Origin of the sequence: Roseisalinus antarcticus (genome assembly GCF_900172355.1) — a bacterium.
In the GTDB taxonomy this organism is placed as follows: domain Bacteria; phylum Pseudomonadota; class Alphaproteobacteria; order Rhodobacterales; family Rhodobacteraceae; genus Oceanicola; species Oceanicola antarcticus_A.
Genome location: NZ_FWFZ01000034.1, coordinates 16,976 through 35,528, shown reverse-complemented (window position 1 = coordinate 35,528; position 18,553 = coordinate 16,976). Strand labels below are relative to the sequence as shown.

Below are 18,553 nucleotides of genomic sequence, written 5' to 3'. Positions count from 1 at the left end.
GCATCCCGTGGAACTGGCGCATCGGCCCGGCGAGCCGTGCGGTCAGCGACGAGACCTATGTCGCACAGGCCTTCACGCCTGCGGGCATCGGGCTCCGTCCGTTCTCCGTCGCCCATGTCGAGCAGCCATGGCGCACGCCGCGCATGCCCGGCGATCTGACCATCCGTTGGACGCGCCGGTCACGCGCGCTGTCGGCCGACAGCTGGGGCGCGGTCGAGGTGCCGATGGCCGAGGAGCTGGAGGCCTATGAGGTCGTGATCCTCGATGGCGTTACCGTGAAGCGGGTCCTCAGTACGACCACTACCAGCGCGGTCTACACCGGCGCTCAACAGACCGCCGATTGGGGTGCGCCGCTCGGTCCCGGCGACACGCTCGACATCCGCATCTTCCAGCTCTCCGCACTCGCCGGGCGGGGCGCGCCCAAGACCGTCACGCTCTTGTTCTGAGGCTCCTATGTCCGATGCCACGACCCATCTGCTGCTGCCCTACATCCTGGCGGCGCAGGCCCAGAAGCACGTCACCCACAACGAGGCGCTGCGGCTGCTCGACGGGCTTGTCCAGCTCTCCGTCCTCGACCGGGATCTCACGGCACCGCCCGGTTCTCCCGCAGATGGCGATCGCTACATCGTCGGCTCGGGCGGAACCGGCGACTGGGCGGGCTGGGACCTGAACGTGGCGCTGTGGACCGACGGCGCGTGGCTGCGTCTGCCGCCACGGACCGGCTGGCGGGCGTGGGTCGAGGACGAAGGGGTGCTGCTGGTCTACGACGGCGCGGGCTGGGTCGGGACCACCCCGGCCGAGCTGCAGAACCTCGCGCTGTTGGGATTGGGCACGACCGCCGATACCGCCAACCCGTTCTCGGCCAAGCTGAACGCCGCGCTCTGGACGGCGAAGACCGTGGCCGAGGGCGGCACCGGCGATCTGTTCTACGCCATGAACAAGGAGGCCGCGGGCGACGATCTCGGGCTCACGCTGCAGACCGGCTTCGTGACGAAGGCGCTGGTGGGTCTGTTTGGCTCGGACCAGTTCCGGCTGGCAGTCTCCGCCGACGGCAGCACCTTCTTCGACGGGCTCAGCGTCGACAACGCCACCGGCATCGTCGACCAGCCGCGATTGCCGCGGTTCAAGGCCTGGACGAACTACGACAACTACGTCGGCGTCGGGACCTGGACGAAGATCGGCCTCAACAACACCGACTATAACGATCAGGGCGCGTTCGACGCCGCGAACAACCACTTTGTCGCCCCCGCGGACGGCACCTACCTCTTCGGCGCGACGTTGCTCTACAAGATCAACGCCAGCGCCACGGCGAGGATGCGCGGGCGGCTCGTGCTGAACGGGACGACCGAAATCCGCGGCTCCCTCGGCGAAATCTCCGCCACCCATGTCTCGCTTGCCACCGCGATCTGGCTGCAGACCATGGTGCCGCTGACTGCAGGCGATACCGTCGAGCTGCAGGGGTATTTCCGGGTCGCGGACGGCTACTTCGCCGCCGACCAAACTTCCTTTTGGGGCTGCAAGGTCGGCTGAGCGGAGGTTCCCCATGCCCCGAAGACGCCTCCACCATTTTGATCGAGACAATGGATGCGAAGGCTGGGCTCAATTCCAAGCATCTACCTGACCGTCCACTCATTCATGGGCGACTGCCGAACGCTAAGTGGGTCTGGAGAGCGACCCGTCGATCACCCCGCGCAATTCCGCTCCTACCCGAGCAAAACCGAGGAGCCGAGCGGTCGCCACGATTAACTCCTCACGGGGCATGTCCCCACTTTCGGCGACCACCCGGGCAGCCGCTGCCCTGATCTCGATGGGCGGCAACTGCCCCGCCGTTCCGGGCGCGTCGGGGGCGGACCGGTCACGCACGGGCGGGTCATCCTGCTGCGCCTTGGTCATTGCGAATTCCCTGTCTGCGATGATCCCACCCGAACGCGTGGAGCTCGCGAGCGCTCGGTCCGACGCCTCGCGAATGCGCCTGCCGGTCCGGGCCTTGCCGAACGCCTCGGCAACCCTGCGCGCGATCAAGTCGCGGTGGATCGGGCCCTCCGCTTGAACGATCTTCGTCACGAGGTCTGAGAGCAGATGTAGCGGCGCCTCATGCGGCTCGAAACTCGCCTTCACAGTGAAGCTGCAGGCCTCGTAGGCGGGTGCGGTCAACTCGGCTGACGGGGGCAGCACGGTTTCAAGGTCCGGAGCGGCCTCGGCCTTTTCCTCAACGGGCTGCAATCCCTCCCGGTTTGCTCCAGTGTAATGGGGCCCATCGGCCTGTGCGGCCTTCTCAAGCGCGGCTCGAAGGCGGTCGATCTCGGCGTGGCGCCGATGGAACCAGTCCGTACTCCAGACCCGGTGGAACCTCCAGCCAAGCCCCTCGAGCACGTCCTGGCGAAGCCTGTCGCGCTCGCGCGCCCAAAGCGCCGAATGGTAGGCGGAACCGTCGCACTCGACCGCGAGGATGTAACGGCCGGGCTGATCGGGGTGCCTGACCCCGAGGTCGATCCGGAACCCCGCCGCGCCCACTTGGTGATCGCAAGGGTATCCCATGTTTCGGATCACGCTGGCGACGTCCTCTTCGAAGGGGCTGTCGGCTGGCGCCCCGCTCGCTTCCGGTTGCGCGAGTTGGCCGGAGCGGGCGAACTCGAGGAACCGCTTGAGCACCCTTGGCCCGTCGCGGCTGGTTCTGGCTGTGTCGATGTCGTTCGGGTCGAAAGAGCAGAAGACGATGCAACGGGTCCGTGCACGGGAGAAGAGCACGTTGAGCCTCCGCTCACCGCCTTCGCTGTTCACCGGGCCGAAAGACATGGAGGCAAGCCGTCCGTTCGGCTCGGAAGGCCCATAGCCGACCGAGATCAGGATCACGTCCCGCTCGTCGCCCTGCACGTTCTCGATATTCTTCACGAAGACGTCCTCCGCGCGCCCTTCGCGCAGGAACGCGTCAAGGATTTCGTCCTCGCGCCGGGCGATCTCCAGGACCTCCGTCAGCATGTCGGACTGCGCCTTGGAAAAAGCGACAACTCCAAGGGACAGGTCCGGTCGGCTCCGAGCGTGCTCGGCCACGGCGCGGGCCACCGCTTCGGCTTCGATCCGGTTTGTGCCTGGGCGTCCGCCGCCGCGAGAGCGGCTGGAATAGACCCCGGGCACTCGTCGGAAGGCGAGCCCGTAATCAGGGTCATTCTGGACAGGTGACGGGGGCAAGATCAGCCGGTGCTCGTAGAACTCGGCATTGTTCACGGTAATCAGCGACGGGTCGCGGGAGCGATAGTGCCATTCCAACATGGCCGGGTTCAGCCCGCGCGCCTCGCAGAGCGTCAGCACGCTCTCCATCTCGGTGGCGGACGCGGTCCTGATTTCCTCCTCCTCGTCCCCGTATTCCTCCTCGCCAGAGCCGGCGACTCGGTCGAAAAAGCTGGTTGGTGGGAGCTGTTTCTGGTCCCCCACCACGACGATCTGGCGGCAGCGTGCAATCGCGCCGAGCGCGTCCTCGGGCCGGACCTGGCTGGCCTCGTCGATTAGCAGCAGGTCGAACTCTGTCGAGCCCGGCGGCAAGTATTGCGCGATGGAGATCGGACTCATCAGAAGAACCGGCTTGATCCGCTGCACCATCTGACCCGCTGCGCGCATGATCTGCCGGATCGGCTTATGGCGGCGCTGTTTGGCCATCTCGCCGCGCAGGAACCCCATCTGCCCCGACGCCCCGATAGGCAGCTGGGTTAGATGCTTCACGCGCACGAGGCGCCGTGTCTCCTCCATTCGGGCTTCCTCGAGCCCGCGAAACGTCTCGACGAGCGCGTGCCGGTCGAGATGGGTCAACCGGTCGAGATCCGGAAGGGCTGCACGCGCCGCCTCCCAGCGGGCTTCGGCGCTGGCAAAGAGGAACTCGTCCACCGCATGTTCCGGTTCGATCATCCCTTCATCGAGAAGGCGCAGCAGCGGGGCGAGCCCGTCCGCATCGAGCTGGGCCGACATGGCGGAGAGGCGCGACCATTCCCCGTAGCGGCTTATCGCGTCGCGCATGGCGATGATCCGGGCTTCAATCCCGGCGAGGGTCTGCCCATCCCAGCTGAGGGTGAGCCGGTCCTCTAGAGATTTGAGCGCCGACCGTGCTGCCTCCAGCGCGGCGGCCAGCTCTGAAGCGGTGCTGGCCACTGCGCAGACCTGGTCCAGCGCTTCGGATGTTTCTATCGGAGCGATCACGGTGAGGCGGGCGAGCCAGGCGGCCTGCGCCTGCAACGCGGCGAAAGGGGTACGCTCCCCGCGCCAGTCCGGCCCAAGTAGGGAGGACAGGAAACCCTCCTCCTCAGAGAGGGTCTTGCGGAGCTCTCGGACGTTGATCAGCGTGTCGACAAGCCTCAGCCGGTCGGCGGGCGATTTCGGTAGGGCCCCGGGCAGCAGGGTCGCGAGCTCGCGGCTCGCCCCGCGATAGGGTCCGAAAAGGCGGGACCAGAAGGAGCCGACCCCGGGCGCGAGCCGGGCTCTGAGCGGGGACGGGTCCATTCCGAAGGCGGCTTCGGTGAAGGTCGCGCCGGCGCCACCGCGCGCCGCGGCCCATGCGGACCCAGCCTCGAGTGCCTCGCCGAGCCGCACGTCTCCAGCGCGGGACAGGAGCGTGCCGGTTACTGCGCGGGCCTCTTCGGGTCGGTCCCTAGCCGCGATTAGGAGCGCTTGGAGGGTCGCACATTGCTCAAGGTGTTCCGGAGCGGGCCGTCCGGTCGTCTCCGCGACGTGGGCCGCCGTCTCGCGCAGGGTCATGACCGCATCGGCCGCGCGCGCCAGATCGGGTTCAAGCCGCTGGAGGTCCGTGGGCTGCAGCGTGGTTGCCCCGACCCCGAAAAACGGGTGCTCGGCGCGCGCGCCGGTCCGGGAAAGCAGCTCCGCATAGGCCGCGATCCGCTCTGCCCGGTCCCGGCGCGTGGACTCGTCCATCTCGGCCAGCCCGTCGCGCGGGATCCGCGGTGGGGCCGCGTCCTGGCCAACGAATCGGGCAATCTCGGCCATCGCGCGGAACGGGGTGAATCCATAGCCCTGGACGGGTTCATGCAGCAGGTTCGCCACTCCGTTCAGACGATTGCGCGCCTCGCGCAGAGCGTCTGGCGGGCCGGGCATCTCGGGGACCGCCGCTCCGGCGGCCAGCGTGCGCGCCAGCTCGTCCAGAAATGCCCGCTTGTTGGCTGCGCGCGAGTGGATCTCGAGGCAGAGGTCCCCGAGCCCCACCTTGCGCAGGCGGTCATGTACGACCGAGAGAGCGGCCATCTTCTCTGCCACGAAGAGGACCCGTTTTCCGTCGTGGGCTGCCGCGGCGATGATGTTCGCGATCGTCTGAGACTTGCCTGTTCCGGGCGGTCCCTGCACGACAAGATTGCGGCCGGCGCGCGCCTCTTCGATCACCCGGGTCTGCGAAGCATCCGCCGGGACGACATGCAGAAGGTCGCCTGGTTCCAGCCGCGGGTCGAGCCGTTCCTTCGGTCCAAAGAGGGGCGTGGACCGTTCGAACCCGCCGTCAAGCAGCCCGGCCAGCACCGGGTGCGCATCGAAGGCGCCCTCGGGCCAATTCGACGGTTCAAGGTCCCGCATCATCAGGAGCTTCGAGAATGAGAAGAAGCCCAACTGCATCCCGTCACTCTCGATCGACCAGCGCGCGCGCCCCGCGGTCCGGTCCGAGAGCTCTTCGAAATACGCCTCCGGGCTGAAACTCTCGTCATCGAGGATTTCCGGCAGCTCGAACCCGAAATCCGCGCGCAGCCGTTCCTGGAGGGGCAGGTTGGTGACGATCTCGGTGTCGCGGGCTCGAAGGTTGAAGGTGGCGCGCCTGTCATCCCGGATGAGTTCGACTGGTACCAGGATCAGCGGAGACTCGCGCATGACATCCGAGCTGTCGCTCTCGTACCAGCGCAGGAATCCCATCGCGAGGTAAAGGATGTTGACGCCCTGCTCCTCCTCCGCGGTCCGTGCGTCTGTGAAAAGGCGCAGAAGGCGGCGCTGCAGAGCCTCGGGGCCGAGCCGGGTCTCCAGCACGAGGTCCCGATACCGGGCTTCGCGATCCTCAGGGTCTTCTGCATCATCGGCCAACGCAAGGAGAAGCGGCTCATCCTCGGGCTGATCCTCTTCCACCTCGCGGGGCTGGAACCGCATCTTCTTGCCTTGTGTTTTCAGGAGCACGAAGACGTCCGCGGTTCGCTCCTCGACGATGTCGAGCACGTTGGCCCGCTTCGCGGACCGGTTGACATGGATGAGCCGGTTCCTTGTCCCCGTCTCGACAAGTCGGCGCCGGGCGTCCTCAAGGAGGTTGGCGAGGTTGGTGGAACGGGGTTGGTCTTGCATATGCCTGTCTTCCGAAAAAATGATTACTTGCCAATTCAGGCTAAGCTCTACTTCCCATACCAGAATCTTTCAGATCTGCAGCCTGCATTGAAAGAAATTCTTGGTCCATGGGAATGCGGGCCACCGGAGAGGAACGCGCCTTTCGTTCGAAGAACCTCCGAGGATAGCATTGACGATTTCCCTCGATCAGCCCCAATGCCGGATGCTCGAGCGGAAGGCGACCGTGGGCATTGGTTCGCCGGCGCGAAGCAAGCGGGTTATGGCGGTGTGATTGTGCATCGGCAGGAGGCGCAGGAGGGGCTAGTCGCGGACCGCGAGGCCGAGCCAGGCGGCCAACAAGCCGGTATCCTTTGGACCGACGCGGAAGACTGCGAGGATGCCAGTGTTGCCGAGGATCCGTTGCGGTACGTCACCGGCTCGACCGTTGGTCTGCGCGACGGACTGGGCGGAGATTATGATTTAAGCCTCCGCCGAGACCCGTCATGCACTAACTTTGCGGCCGGATCATTCGGTGGGGGCTGACCACGTGTTACGGCGCAGAACGTGTGTGAACGAACCAAGCTCGTTTTCGAGACGGCAAAACAAGCGACTGTTGTGTGCTTTATTTGGCACCTACAGATACACTCATTGCTTGCGAAGAGGCACGCTCAGCGCAGTAAGGCTGACAGCAGGATCAGACCCGGCTCAGAGCCATCACCTTCCAACACAATGGCCATTCGGCTCTCGGGCGAAACGGGTTTGGTGAGGGTGAATACTGCCACTTGCTCTGTTTTCGATACAGTGCCGATTCGGGTCCAATTTCCATGGGGCGGCATGAACCATATGCCTAGCGTTTCAACATAGCTCTGCAGGTACTGGTGGGTGAGCGAAAGCGTGAGTCGATCCTCGCTTAGCCAGATGAGCGCTGCCGATCGGTCAAGGTCGGGGGAAAGAATCACCGCCCGCGTTGGATCGAAAGACGCCGCAGCAGCGCCTGGGGTAGGCGTCGGAGTGTCAAGTGGAACGCGCTGAGCCGACTGCCAAGCCGGAACCGCAACAAAGCCAACCGCCACGGAAAGCAGCGCAACGGCCAATGAAGTGGCAACCACGAGGCCGCCGGACCGCGTGCGAGAGTGTTCTATGTAGCCAGTGTCCAATGCCGCCTCCTTAGCTGACCTCTGCACGGTATGTAAGACGAAGGTTACCGTCAGCCTAAGATTGTAAATAACCAACATCTGTGGCAGAAGTGGGGCGGGCGAGTAAAACGGGGGGCCGCTGGCTAGCGGCCGGTGCGGAAGGGGTAGTATGCTTTTTCGACTACGTAATTCCACAACGTTCGCGTTTTACCTTATGTCGGCAGTTCTCATTCTCATATTGTTGCCGATAAGCGCACTTCCCCAAACAACATGCGAGCAATTTGAAATTGGAGTTCGCACCCAGTTAGATAACGATCAGCCCATTGTCCAGGTTTGTGAAATTGCGCTTGAAAATGGGTGTTCACTTGCAGAATGCGCCGATATTGTACCAGCGGTTTGTGGGCAGAATGGCGCAGGTTGCAGCGAAGAAGTTGTTGCACATATCTTGTCACTCAATGCTGATATTTCGCGCTTGGAGGCGGAATTCTCTGACAGCGCGAAGAGGGCCGAAGAACTACGCTCAGCTGTTGAAGAAGCAGCAAGGCGAAATTCTGATCTAGAGTCGAGGATCGCAGAACTGGAGGCCGGACAGTCGGGTGAACCGCGGATAGATCAGCTTCGCGAACAACTCTCAACGGCCCAGGCGCGGATCGCTGAACTCGAGGCCGGCGGCACAGGCGGTCCTGCGCTGTCAGAGGCTCTCGCACGGATACAGACACTAGAAGCAGATCTTGAGCTGGCAGAGCAACAAAGGTTTCTGGCCCAGCAAGCCGCTGCGCAGGCAGCGAATGCGCTCACAGAGATGGAGGTCGAGCGTGACGCTGTGCGCGCGGCGGAGGAAAGTCTACGTAGAGAACTGTCCAATATGAAGACGCTTCGAGACTGGGCAGCTTCAGAGGTACACGCGAGTTTGGAAGGCGAGGTGGCGCGGCTCTCTGAAGGTGGGTGCGCACCTCTTGAAGTGCGCCAAAGTATTGCCGGCGAGCTTCCGGTCTTCACCGTTTCTGGGCAGGCGACGACCGACGTGGTTGCCTCCATTTCAGCTCTAGACGTCCCGGAATGGGCTGACTTCGTCGTGGAGATAGCTGCGACAGACAGAGCGGGATGTGCCGTGACGATCGGTAACTTCACGTTTCTAGAGATCGCGGACTCACCCGAAGGTGTGACGATCGATGGTTTTGTAGAACTCGGCGTGGCAACTACCGACCTGGCTCCCGCAAGTGCGAGCGGATGTGCTGAGATCGGTAACTTGATCGAAATAAATCCAGAATTCGAAGCTTATCGCGCTGCCACAGCGCGCTCGATGCGTGGCGCGTGGCTGGCCGACGAGGTTCAGGGCAGTTTGCGTGTAGTATCCTGTGTGCGCGGCGGAAGCGACACTGCAGTTTATAGAGTGTCCCAGCGTCCCGACGCCTTCGCTCCTTACCTAGTCTTTCTCGCGGGCCAAGAATGATTGTTCGTTTCGTTCTCTTCCCTTTTGCGCTTTCGCTTGGGCTGGCAGCACCTGCGATGGCACAGGTGGATGTCGATGCGTTGCGTGCAGCAATCTCTGAGAACAACTTTACGATTTCACTTGAGCAAACACTTGCAGAAGCACCCGTCGTTGACCTGAACGGGTCCGGGGTAAGCCCTTTGGGAATTTATATCCGTAACCCCGAACCCCTCGACGACGCCGGTACATGGGTGCTCTTTACTCTACGCTTTGGCGCATCCACAGAGGCGCAGCCGGTGCCGAATGCTTTAGACTCGGCAGGGAGGGAAACTGTCCAATTTATCTTAAATGTAGAGGCCGCCGATTCTGTTTATACTAATTCCGCGCTTCCCGTTCTGAGGAGCGGCTTCCCACTGGAAAGTCTAACTTACGCTCTCAACTGTTTCGAGTTTCGGTTCCCACTTTTGTCGCCTTCCTCCAGCACCTCGAGCGATATTTCGCGTTGGACGTTCACACCGCGTGATTCGGCGGGTAATCCCGGGTGCGGCGGCAACTTTGGTTCAGACGGAGGGCGGTGGTTTACCTTCACTAATGGTAGTGCCCAAATCCCGCTACTTGCCATGGGGGACGAGGCAGAGCTGACTAGTCTACTTGTTCAATACGACGTCGCGTTTAGTTCAGATGACGACTTTGAGACGAATGCCGATGAACAGCTGCAATCGGGGACCGAGACGCCCGAGACAAGCCACGATGTACCTTCTGATACTGGAACGTTAGAAGCAGAGACCGATCCGGCTCGCGTAGAAGATGATACAGAGAGTAATTCTCAAGGTGCCATACTTGAAGCAGAAGGTGCGCGCTACGCTGGCATCGGCGTCATCGGATTGACAGGCAGGCGGATCCGCCAGATCGCAGTGCTGGCAGATGACACCACAGACGTCGGTGTCCTCCTCCCGCTAAGCCAAGATGAATTTAGGAACGGAAAACCAGGATATTGGGAAACCGGTATCGCGACCGGGGATTATATCCTCAGGTTGCCAGGCGGCGCAGCATGGAGCCAGGTCGTCGTCATCCCGGAGAACGGATTCGTGCAATGCAACCGTGCTGCTATCAGCCCTTCGGCAGACGCCTTTGGGGCGAATATCGGCACAGCACAATGCAACACCGGACGCTTGCCCGTCACGGTGGCGGTCGATACGGGATTCGTCCTCGAGGAGGACAGCCACCTGACCGCAGGACCGTGCAGCGGAGACGAGGATCTTGTAGATGCAGGTGCTCCTTCAAACCACTACTGCGCCTCGGTCGAGGAAACTGACTTCAGAGTGAGCGCGGACGACTTTGGCATCGAACTGGATGACGGCGAAGCGCGTGAACGCATTGATGTCCTCCCCGGAGCTATGCGTAATCTCGCCGAAGCCGCACAGGCCTTTGCTGAGGATCGAAGAGTAGTCAACCTCACTCCCGAGGTTAAACTCAAGAACCTCCTCGTTGATATCACGCTTGTTGGAGATGCGGTTACAACCGAGCCTGTCTCTAACGGCATTACCGTATCATCAGGCAACGTCGGCCGAGTTGAAGATCCCCAGATCATTTCAGGTGATCCGCCCATCCTTAGGGTGCGGTTGGAGTTTGTGATCGCTCAGAATCTTCAGAATGCGCTGAATACGCTGAACCGGAATGAGGTCACAATTTACGCCAGCTCTGTGCGCGATGACCTAGAGTTATTGACCGGGTCAGGAGAAAAGCGCGAACGTGTACCCATCAACATTGACCTTCGAAGTGGGGCGCCGCGTCAAGGTTACAACGTGCTGCGCGTTGCGCTTCCCTCCGCACGATTGCCGGCAACGGTAAGGCTTGAAGGGCGGCTGGTGGGCTATGACGCTCCCGTGCGGAATTATACCTGCCGGGTTGGCCTACGCATCGCTGGTGGATCTGTCTATTGGCTAGAGGCCGGGGCGGAACAAACGACCCTCCCCACGGAGATTGCCGAAGAGGAGTTCGATCTCGATCAGGTGATCGATATCCTGACGGGACCCATCGACAATTCGACGCAAGACAACACTGTTAACTGTCTTCCGGAAGGGACCCTTATAACGCAAATTGAGGTTCGGGACTTTCCTAACGAGATTACTGTGCCGTTTGCACGGCCAGTCCTTGTCTATTGGCTCAGGACGGGAACAGCAGACAATTTTTACGTTTCTGAGAGCATCATACCCGCGAACGAAATTTACGTGTCTTGGATGGATAAAATTTACTCCGAACTTTATGGGCAGCGCATTTTTGCTATTCGAAAACCTGTGAGCGGCGGCGGTTTCGAGACGATCCAAAACCCATCCTCTCAGACAAATCCTGCAAACATGAGAATGGGTGTGCGACAACTCGTCGAAAATCAAGAAAGTGAGATTTTTGGCGATGTGGATCTGCGCCAAGTTTTTCTTGATGCAAGAGAGCAGGCCAACGAGCTTGGTCTTGGAGATGTTAGCGACATTGACGTCGTGGTCCTAAGTTCCGAATCTCGTCGTTCACGGCCTTTGGGGCGTGACGGCGATTGCAGCAACTTTGCGCAGGAGTCACGTGAGCTTCCGTATGGAGCTCGGATAGTTCTACTGCGAGACGTGCGTGATGGCGTAAGCCCGCTCTCTGCTGACGGCCCGTACATCATTGACATCTGCAGCCAATCGAACGGACTCGGGCAAAGCTTTTCCGTGGTGCTGGTCGAAACCAAAGCTGTTGCCTCGGAGAACCGGAGCGACCTCGCCGAGTTTGTCGAAGCCCTGGGCTTCGCCCTCGATCAACTTGTGGAGTGAATATTCCTATGACGCACCTTTTTTTGCGCGGCTTCACTATCTCGGCGCTTCTTGCAATATTTGCCACGTCGTCATCTGCTCAGTGCCGTGGTGACTTGGGCTTTCCTCTCCTTGTAATCGCAGAGGGCGCCAAAATCACCGATCCTGACGGAAACGAAAGCACGGCAGAATTTCTGGAACCGTTTCAGGCCAACGGTTTCGTCCCGCGTATTGACGCCAACGGGCAGCAAATCTCTGATGTGATCGAGATTAGTCTCGACGATGGAGAAATCGGCTTGATCTCTTTGCGAGATGTGCTGACATTCACGGGGCGGAGTTGCACGACCGAGCGCCTTCTCATGCGCGCACTTCCACCACGGTATGAAGGAGATGAAGAGAACAATCTCCAGGTGAAGGCATTCATTGGCCGTCGGCAGCTTGCAGATGATGCCGGAGGCACCACCGGAGTGGCTTTCCGCGCCGCACCGCATGCGGATGCAGCGGTTCTATTGGAGCAGCCTCGCTACACGCTCGGCTATGTCTTCGCACAGACATATGACGAAGCGTCCCGATCGGATTGGTATCTGATCACGGCGAACGGTGATGTGGAATTCGGGCTCGACAATGAGGGTAATACTCGTAGCGCTCTCAGGGAAAATATACTGGGCTGGGTGAGCGACCGGGACATGGTCGTCTGGTCTCAGCGCCAAGCGGTGTATCCTCGATCCGCTGAAGCTCTCGGTGTTATTTCCGAGGACGCAGAGCTTACGGCCTCCGGGATCGCGTCGGGCGCTGAAGTGCGATGGGTCGATGAATCTTCGCCCAATCGAGAGCGCGCGATCCTTAAGTATTCTGTTTTGCGCAGCCTGCCGGGTGAAGGTGTATATGAGGTCGCCTACCCACAGCCCGCTATCTTTGGTGAGGGTGAGAACTTATCTCCATCCGGGTCAATTGGTACGCAGCCTGGGGCAATCGTGGATGATGACATCCGCGTTGTTCTCGATCTACTCCAGGATGAAGCGAATGCCGTCGACGTTCTTTTTGTGCTCGACAATTCTGAAAGTATGGAGCCCTACCGCGCAGCTGTCATAAACGGCATCGCAGATGTTGCGAACCTTCCGGCGGCGGATCGCGACGCTATGCGTATTGCTGTGTCCATGTTCGGTGACATGTTCGACTCGTCGGATGCCTATTCACAGTGGGCCAGTTCGCGTGGCGGAGCTGATCCTCTCTGGGCTGATCGGATGCGGGGTAACGTTCGTTTCCAATATTGGCTTAGTGATCTTGGCGCGCCTGGTGAGTATCCGACAGCCTCCTTCTTGCAGCGGCGTTTTGGCGGGACTTACGATGACCCACAGGGTGATCGCCCGGAAAGTGGTTTATCAGCACTTGATCTTGCTATGCGCACCGCGAGTTGGTCGGAGGAGTCGGTGCGGATCGTCGTGTATATTGGGGACGATCAGAGCCGGACCATTGCCGGGCTGGATTCCGAAGGCTCCATGCTTAAGGTGGCGGAGACTCTCAAGGACCTCAACGCGGTTCTCTTGGCCATCAACGTGGCCGGGACCGACCCCCGGGACAATGAGGATTGGGTCGCCCAGGTTGATACACTCCGCGTCGTTGCGGATGGCCTACCCGGTCGAGGCGGGGTCTATGACCCTGTAGTTGAGGCCCATGACGGGCAACTCGCAGCCACACAGGAAGTCCGCGCTATGCAGGAAGCTCGCTCCGCCCAAGCAGCACGCTCAGCGATCACAGAATTCTTGGGCGCCATGTTCGTGATTCGCGACGCTGGCCCTGGTCAGGTCGACCTTGAGCGCCTCTGCGAGATCGCACTCGCCAACAATGTATCGTGCAACGTGGCCAAGAGCCTACTGGAGAGCCTAGTGGGAGATGATCTGACTGCGATCGAGGCATTGGAAGCGCGCACTGATCTCCTTAAGGATGGTTTCTATCCGATCACGGACGGGGCGCTCTTTGTAGCGCTTTCCCAGCAAGAGCTAAACGGCCTGCGAAATGCGATCTCGAGCGCCTGCGTCGGCATGCAGCGCCCTAGCGGGCTGCGCCGCGACTTGGAGGATATGAGCGAAGAGATTACGCAGGCCTTCCTCGGGGAGACCCGTGGAGGCACATCTGACGTCAACGACGAGACGCTGCCGGAATTCTTCGCGCGCATGACGAACCTTCCGGCAGACTACTTCGGGATCTTCGGAGATCGAACGCTTGATCAATTCGTCGACGATACGCAAGCCGCGGAAGACGATCCAGATCAGTTCCGCCTGGTTCAGCGAGAACTCTGTATCAGCTCCGCGTTGATGACACGCGTTCTTGAAGGCAGCTGGGTCACGCGCGATGCATTGGAGGCGCGCTTTGACGTGGACTTCCAAGCTTTCGATGTGTTTGAAAACCGCGAACTCAAGAAGTTTGACTGGCGCTGGGGCGTCGGGGGAGGTCTTCAGATCGTCTACCTGCCGCAAGAGTTCTTTCCAGCATCTGTGGAATAGCGCGGCATGGCTGAAAGAGAGTTAGTGCTGGCACTGCGTGTTAGGGATTTGCGCTTCTCCCGTCCGCAGAGCAACGGTAATGAGTTTTTGCTAGATGTGCCGGTCATGGAGGTCATGGCGGGACAGGTTGTGGCACTCGTCGGGTCGTCTGGCTCCGGCAAGTCCACCCTACTGAATCTGGTATCTGCTCTCGAGACCCCCCAAAGTGGTGAGATCGAGATCAACTTCGGAACCGGCCTTGTGCCGCTCAGCAACGAGTTCGAGCACGCACGCGTAGGGCGCATTTTTCAGGACGGGCACCTCTTGCCCGCCGCCACAGTTGCCGCGAATGTTGCACTGGGGCTAGCATGGTCTGAAGACGAGCTCGGAAAGGTGGGTCGCACCAAACTCGCCACGGCTATAGCGCAACTGGGCCTACCCGAAAGCGCGCTCGACCGTCCAGTCTCGCAGCTATCAGGCGGGCAACAGCAGCGGGTCGCAATCGCACGCGCGCTGATCTCAGACCCCATTATCATCATAGCGGATGAACCGACCTCGTCGCTTGATCCCGATCTCGCTCGTGACTTGATGGCTCGGTTGCGACAGTGGGTGAAGGATGCACCGGAAAACAGTCTGCGGACAGTCCTGTGGGTAACGCACGATTACAGCCTCGTTGTAGGAGCAGCCGACGCGCTCTTTGTCGTCAAGCAAGAACAAAAAGGAAAAGTGTTTCAGTCCGGCCTCAACGACCCGAGCGGCATTCCCGAGCCCGTGCCGGACTCGGTGGCTAAGATTGAGGCGATGGTTGGAACGACAGGACGGACTGATGGCCAAGGCGCCAAGATCGCTCCATCGCCCACCCGTGGGTGGCCGAGCCTCGGATGGAGCCTCGCTATCGCTCAGATGCTGCAACGACGGGGTAGGTCGTCAACGGATGAGCTTACACAGGTTCTTTCTCTGCCTCGTGAAAACGGCGGGTGGCGCCTCCCGTTAGCCAGCTTCTTCGCCGCCTTCTCTGAGTGGAGCCTTTTCGCACGCCTTTTCATCGCGATCATGGTAGGGCACGGCCTGCTTGTGTTATGGGCCATTCAGGATCACCAGACGCGTACGGTGCTTGAAAGCCCCGTCAATTGCCACACGATAATCTCCGGTACGTCGGCCGAGCTCAACCTCACGCCTGGCGAACTTCAGGCCCTCGCCGAGGGCCCTTGGCGAGAAGACGGCGGAGCCAGGGACTTTGGAGACGCCCGCGACGTGAGCTTCGAGACCATCAACGCGCAAATGAGCGCCGTGACCCCGGGTGTGGGCTGCAACACTACGTTCGTTGCATGGCCACGCCGAGATCTTGGCGTTGCCGCTTGGACTCCGTTTGGTGACCTGAGCTGCTCCAATAGCGCCACGGATGAGAACGGAGAGCGGCGGCGGCGGCGGCTACAGGCATCCATCATGCATCGCGGAGAGCCAGTTCTGGAAGCAATGACCGCATGGGACGGAACATCAGTCGCCCGCGCCTTCCGCGAGCGCGACCTTCCGACCGAGCGGCTCGCCGCGATTGTGAGCATTTACACCTCTGAGCGCATCTTCGGCCTCTCTCCGGAAGCCTTGGAAGAGATCGGCTATTTGTGCCTTGAGCGCCCGGGACTTGGCGATGGTGAACCAATCAAAGTGCCTATTGTCGCCGTCGCAGACGGCCTCCCGCGAGACGGAGATTTCTATTTTGACATCATCCTACCAATGGAGGCGATGGAGCGCCGAACGGCAGCTTTGCAAGGGCAAAACTACAGGCAGATCGCGCTCTACTTCGAGGCTGATGAGCTTGGCGCAGTCTCCGACTACCTTGACCGCACAGGCAGCGAAGGCGGCGGCGTGCGCTATCGCTACGACCCAGATGCCATTGAACGCTTCCGCGCTGCGGTAGACGTCAATCTTGTGATCGTGTCAGCCATATTAACTGTTTGCGCTTTGGTCGTCGTCGGTAATCTGCTGATGATCGTCGCCTCGCTCAGCGCCGTCATCCAAGGCAACCGCAGGGCAATTGCAATGCAGCTAGCCATGGGAGTGCAAGGACGTGTTATATGGGGTGCAATCCGAGGGTTTATTGCTATTGTATTCTTTATGGCGTTTCTAAGCGGGACAATTTTGGCGGCTTTTGTATGGGGTTTCGCGGTTCTTCTAGGTGCCGTGGGCAGCACATTGGCCAGCAGCCTGCTTGCCATAGGGTTTGGCACCTTTGCCGCTGCCTTCGCTTTCTCGACATTAGTTATTGCGCTGACTTGCGCAGTTGCGTTTGTATATTCTACCCGTGCCACTCGCAACGACATGTACGGACGGCTAGCTCAAATTCTTCAATCGGGAGCCTGAAATTGTGAATTGCCATCGTCTTTCCATCTCGGCCATTGTGCTTCTCCTTGCTATGGCGACAGGTGCGCTTGCGCAGGGCCGCGCCTGTGTAGAAGCGCCAAATTCGGAAGAGTGCACTACCTGCAAGCAAACCTTCCCAGCACCCGAAATGACGTCACTTATGTGCTTTAATGGAGGGCCGGTAACGACTGCTCGCGCGCCAATGCCCGAGGACCTCTCCTGCAATTTCAGTGAGTGTCCAACGGATTTCACCGTGTACGAGCGGTGCATTGATGTTGGCCGTGCGCTCGCAGAGACCAATGAGATAAGGACATTGGAGGATAGGGTGAGTGTACTGATCGAAGGAACGCAGGAGACGCTGTGCGATCCTGCTATTCGTGACCCTATCATGACGGATGTGGAAGCCCTTGCGACCAACTATCAGGATTTCACCCTCGAGACCGGGCAAGCGATGACGGCCTGTTTGTATGTCGACATCGCCGTGCAGGAGGAGCGCATCGAAGCAGACCGCAATGGGTCTGGTGAAGGAGCACAGGGACGCCTCCGCGACGCACGTATCCGCCGCGCACGAGACCGCATCAAGGAACTTTATGACCTCCACGGCCTGCGACTCTCAATCGGGTATTCCGAGGTTGGCGAGGCGCTGGCCGACCTCCGCGCGCTGTCAAATGAATTGCCATCCCTCTGCAATTGAAAGGATTTCCGATCATGACCTTCAGACTGACGCTGACCGCTCTGCTTCTTACTGCCACACCGCTGGCAGCCCAAGAAGAGGCTGGCGCCGCTACGGCCGCAGCAACCGCTGCGGCGCCAGCCTACGATGTCGATTGCACTGATGAAGACTCGGTTCTTGCTGAGATGGAAAGCCGCGAACTGCAGGAGATGGTGGCTGTCCGTGAATTCTGCGTGCAGGAGCTTGTCCGCCGGGCTGAAGCGCTTGGCCCGAACGCAAGAGGTGAGGAAGCGTTCCAAGAGGGGCTCAACCAGCTCGACCTAGAGATCACCACGCTCAAGATCTTTCAAGCCGATCTTCTGAGCGGAGGCCGGATCGACAATGCGTTGCGTCGCACCGAAACCGAGATCGAAGCCCTGGAGGAAGAGTTGCGCCTCCAAAGGGAGCGAGGTTCTCCAGATGCTGAGGCCAATGCGCAACGACTGGAAGACATGCGGGCGCGCTACACCGAAAATAGGGCATCCATGGATGATTTGAAAGCGCAGGTGGACGCGGATCTCGCCGGTCTGCTGGACAACGCACCCGACATAGCCTTCAGGATCCGGCTTGATGGACTCGAGGCTGCCATCGAGAGCCAAGAGGTCGTTGTGACGGCTACGGAAAAACTGATGGACAAGATGATGACGCTTCGGCGCGACATCACTGAAGGCCAGGAAACCAACTAATCATACCCCAAAGGAGGACAGACCATGATCAAACACATACTATTGACAGCAGCCTTCGCCTTGTCGGTTAGTTTCGCGCAAGCCCAAGATGCTTCCCCTGCCAAAGAGGACGAACTCGAGCTAGCACGCGCGATCCAAAGCCAGGCTTCAGAGTTCGCCGGCACGATCGAGGGCCTAGCTGAACAGCTTAACTCTCTTCCAGAGGACATGGCCGGCATGGAGGCTCTCTATGACGAGATGATTGCCGAGGTAGATGCAATGCTCCTACTCGTCTCGTCTGAGTCCGACCTAGCTACAGGCGTCGTCACCCTGCGAGAGACGGCAGAGGGCAAACGCACCGAGTGGCAGGAACGCTGTGATAACACGAGCAACAACCGTGACTGTGCCCGAGTTGCCTTGTGGGACACTCGCGTGGCCAAGGCAATTGAACAGCAGGATAGGTTCGGCAGCATTGTTGATGAGATGCAAAGCGCGCGAGAGATCATCGTGGAAAATCGCACCTATGGCATCGATGATCTTGAGTTACGACTGTTCGACGTCGCGCAGGAAGGCCTCGAAACATCGCTCGACCAGATGAGTGTGATTGCGGGGTCCATGACCGACTTGGCCAACGCCGTGGGCGGGCCGGACTTTGAAGGTCAAGAAACAAACTGACTAACATGGCCC

11 protein-coding genes and 1 pseudogene are annotated in these 18,553 nt (G+C 60.3%); 10 read left to right on the top strand and 2 right to left on the bottom strand.

All coding sequences use genetic code 11. The features are described 5' to 3' along the window. Both ROA7023_RS19430 and ROA7023_RS19425 read left to right on the top strand, forming a co-directional pair. Positions 1 to 446, top strand: a pseudogene (locus ROA7023_RS19430) (baseplate multidomain protein megatron); the annotation flags it as partial. Positions 447 to 453: 7 nt separating this feature from the next. Continuing rightward, positions 454 to 1,530 (top strand): DUF2793 domain-containing protein, encoded by a 1,077-nt coding sequence (locus ROA7023_RS19425; protein WP_085880665.1) that lies wholly within the window; start codon positions 454 to 456, stop codon positions 1,528 to 1,530. 123 nt (positions 1,531 to 1,653) lie between these two features. On the opposite strand, the gene ROA7023_RS19420 is transcribed toward ROA7023_RS19425, so the two are convergent. Beyond that, positions 1,654 to 6,312, bottom strand: coding sequence for a DUF3320 domain-containing protein (locus ROA7023_RS19420; protein WP_085880664.1), 4,659 nt, complete (start codon positions 6,310 to 6,312; stop codon positions 1,654 to 1,656). Between ROA7023_RS19420 and ROA7023_RS24075 the strand changes: the two genes are divergently transcribed. Then, positions 6,217 to 6,834: a hypothetical protein gene (locus tag ROA7023_RS24075; RefSeq protein ID WP_200812558.1), complete on the top strand. Its 618-nt coding sequence runs from the start codon at positions 6,217 to 6,219 to the stop codon at positions 6,832 to 6,834. The two genes, ROA7023_RS19420 and ROA7023_RS24075, sit on opposite strands and share 96 nt — an antisense overlap. 125 nt (positions 6,835 to 6,959) lie before the next feature. On the opposite strand, the gene ROA7023_RS24070 is transcribed toward ROA7023_RS24075, so the two are convergent. Then, positions 6,960 to 7,448, bottom strand: a complete 489-nt coding sequence (locus ROA7023_RS24070; RefSeq protein WP_143535667.1) for a hypothetical protein — start codon at positions 7,446 to 7,448, stop codon at positions 6,960 to 6,962. A gap of 148 nt (positions 7,449 to 7,596) precedes the next feature. On the opposite strand from ROA7023_RS24070, the gene ROA7023_RS24065 reads away from it, so the two are divergent. The 7 genes from ROA7023_RS24065 (at position 7,597) to ROA7023_RS19390 (ending at position 18,541) form a co-directional block, all read left to right on the top strand. Then, positions 7,597 to 8,880, top strand: coding sequence for a hypothetical protein (locus ROA7023_RS24065; protein WP_159458601.1), 1,284 nt, complete (start codon positions 7,597 to 7,599; stop codon positions 8,878 to 8,880). Then, entirely contained in the window at positions 8,877 to 11,666 is a 2,790-nt protein-coding gene (locus tag ROA7023_RS24060; protein WP_143535665.1) for a hypothetical protein, read from the top strand. Before ROA7023_RS24065 ends, ROA7023_RS24060 begins: the two co-directional genes overlap by 4 nt. An 8-nt stretch (positions 11,667 to 11,674) precedes the next feature. Further along, positions 11,675 to 14,149 carry a hypothetical protein gene (locus ROA7023_RS24055; protein ID WP_143535664.1) on the top strand — a complete coding sequence of 825 codons (2,475 nt, stop codon included), beginning with the start codon at positions 11,675 to 11,677 and terminating at the stop codon, positions 14,147 to 14,149. A gap of 6 nt (positions 14,150 to 14,155) precedes the next feature. Next, positions 14,156 to 16,489 (top strand): ATP-binding cassette domain-containing protein, encoded by a 2,334-nt coding sequence (locus tag ROA7023_RS19405; protein WP_085880661.1) that lies wholly within the window; start codon positions 14,156 to 14,158, stop codon positions 16,487 to 16,489. A gap of 325 nt (positions 16,490 to 16,814) precedes the next feature. After that, positions 16,815 to 17,183, top strand: a complete 369-nt coding sequence (locus tag ROA7023_RS19400) for a hypothetical protein (RefSeq protein ID WP_159458600.1) — start codon at positions 16,815 to 16,817, stop codon at positions 17,181 to 17,183. A gap of 14 nt (positions 17,184 to 17,197) precedes the next feature. Beyond that, a complete protein-coding gene (locus ROA7023_RS19395; RefSeq protein WP_085880659.1) occupies positions 17,198 to 17,887 on the top strand; it encodes a hypothetical protein in 690 nt (229 codons plus the stop codon). Between the two features lie 24 nt (positions 17,888 to 17,911). Continuing rightward, a complete protein-coding gene (locus ROA7023_RS19390) occupies positions 17,912 to 18,541 on the top strand; it encodes a hypothetical protein (protein ID WP_085880658.1) in 630 nt (209 codons plus the stop codon). Positions 18,542 to 18,553: the final 12 nt, after the last annotated feature.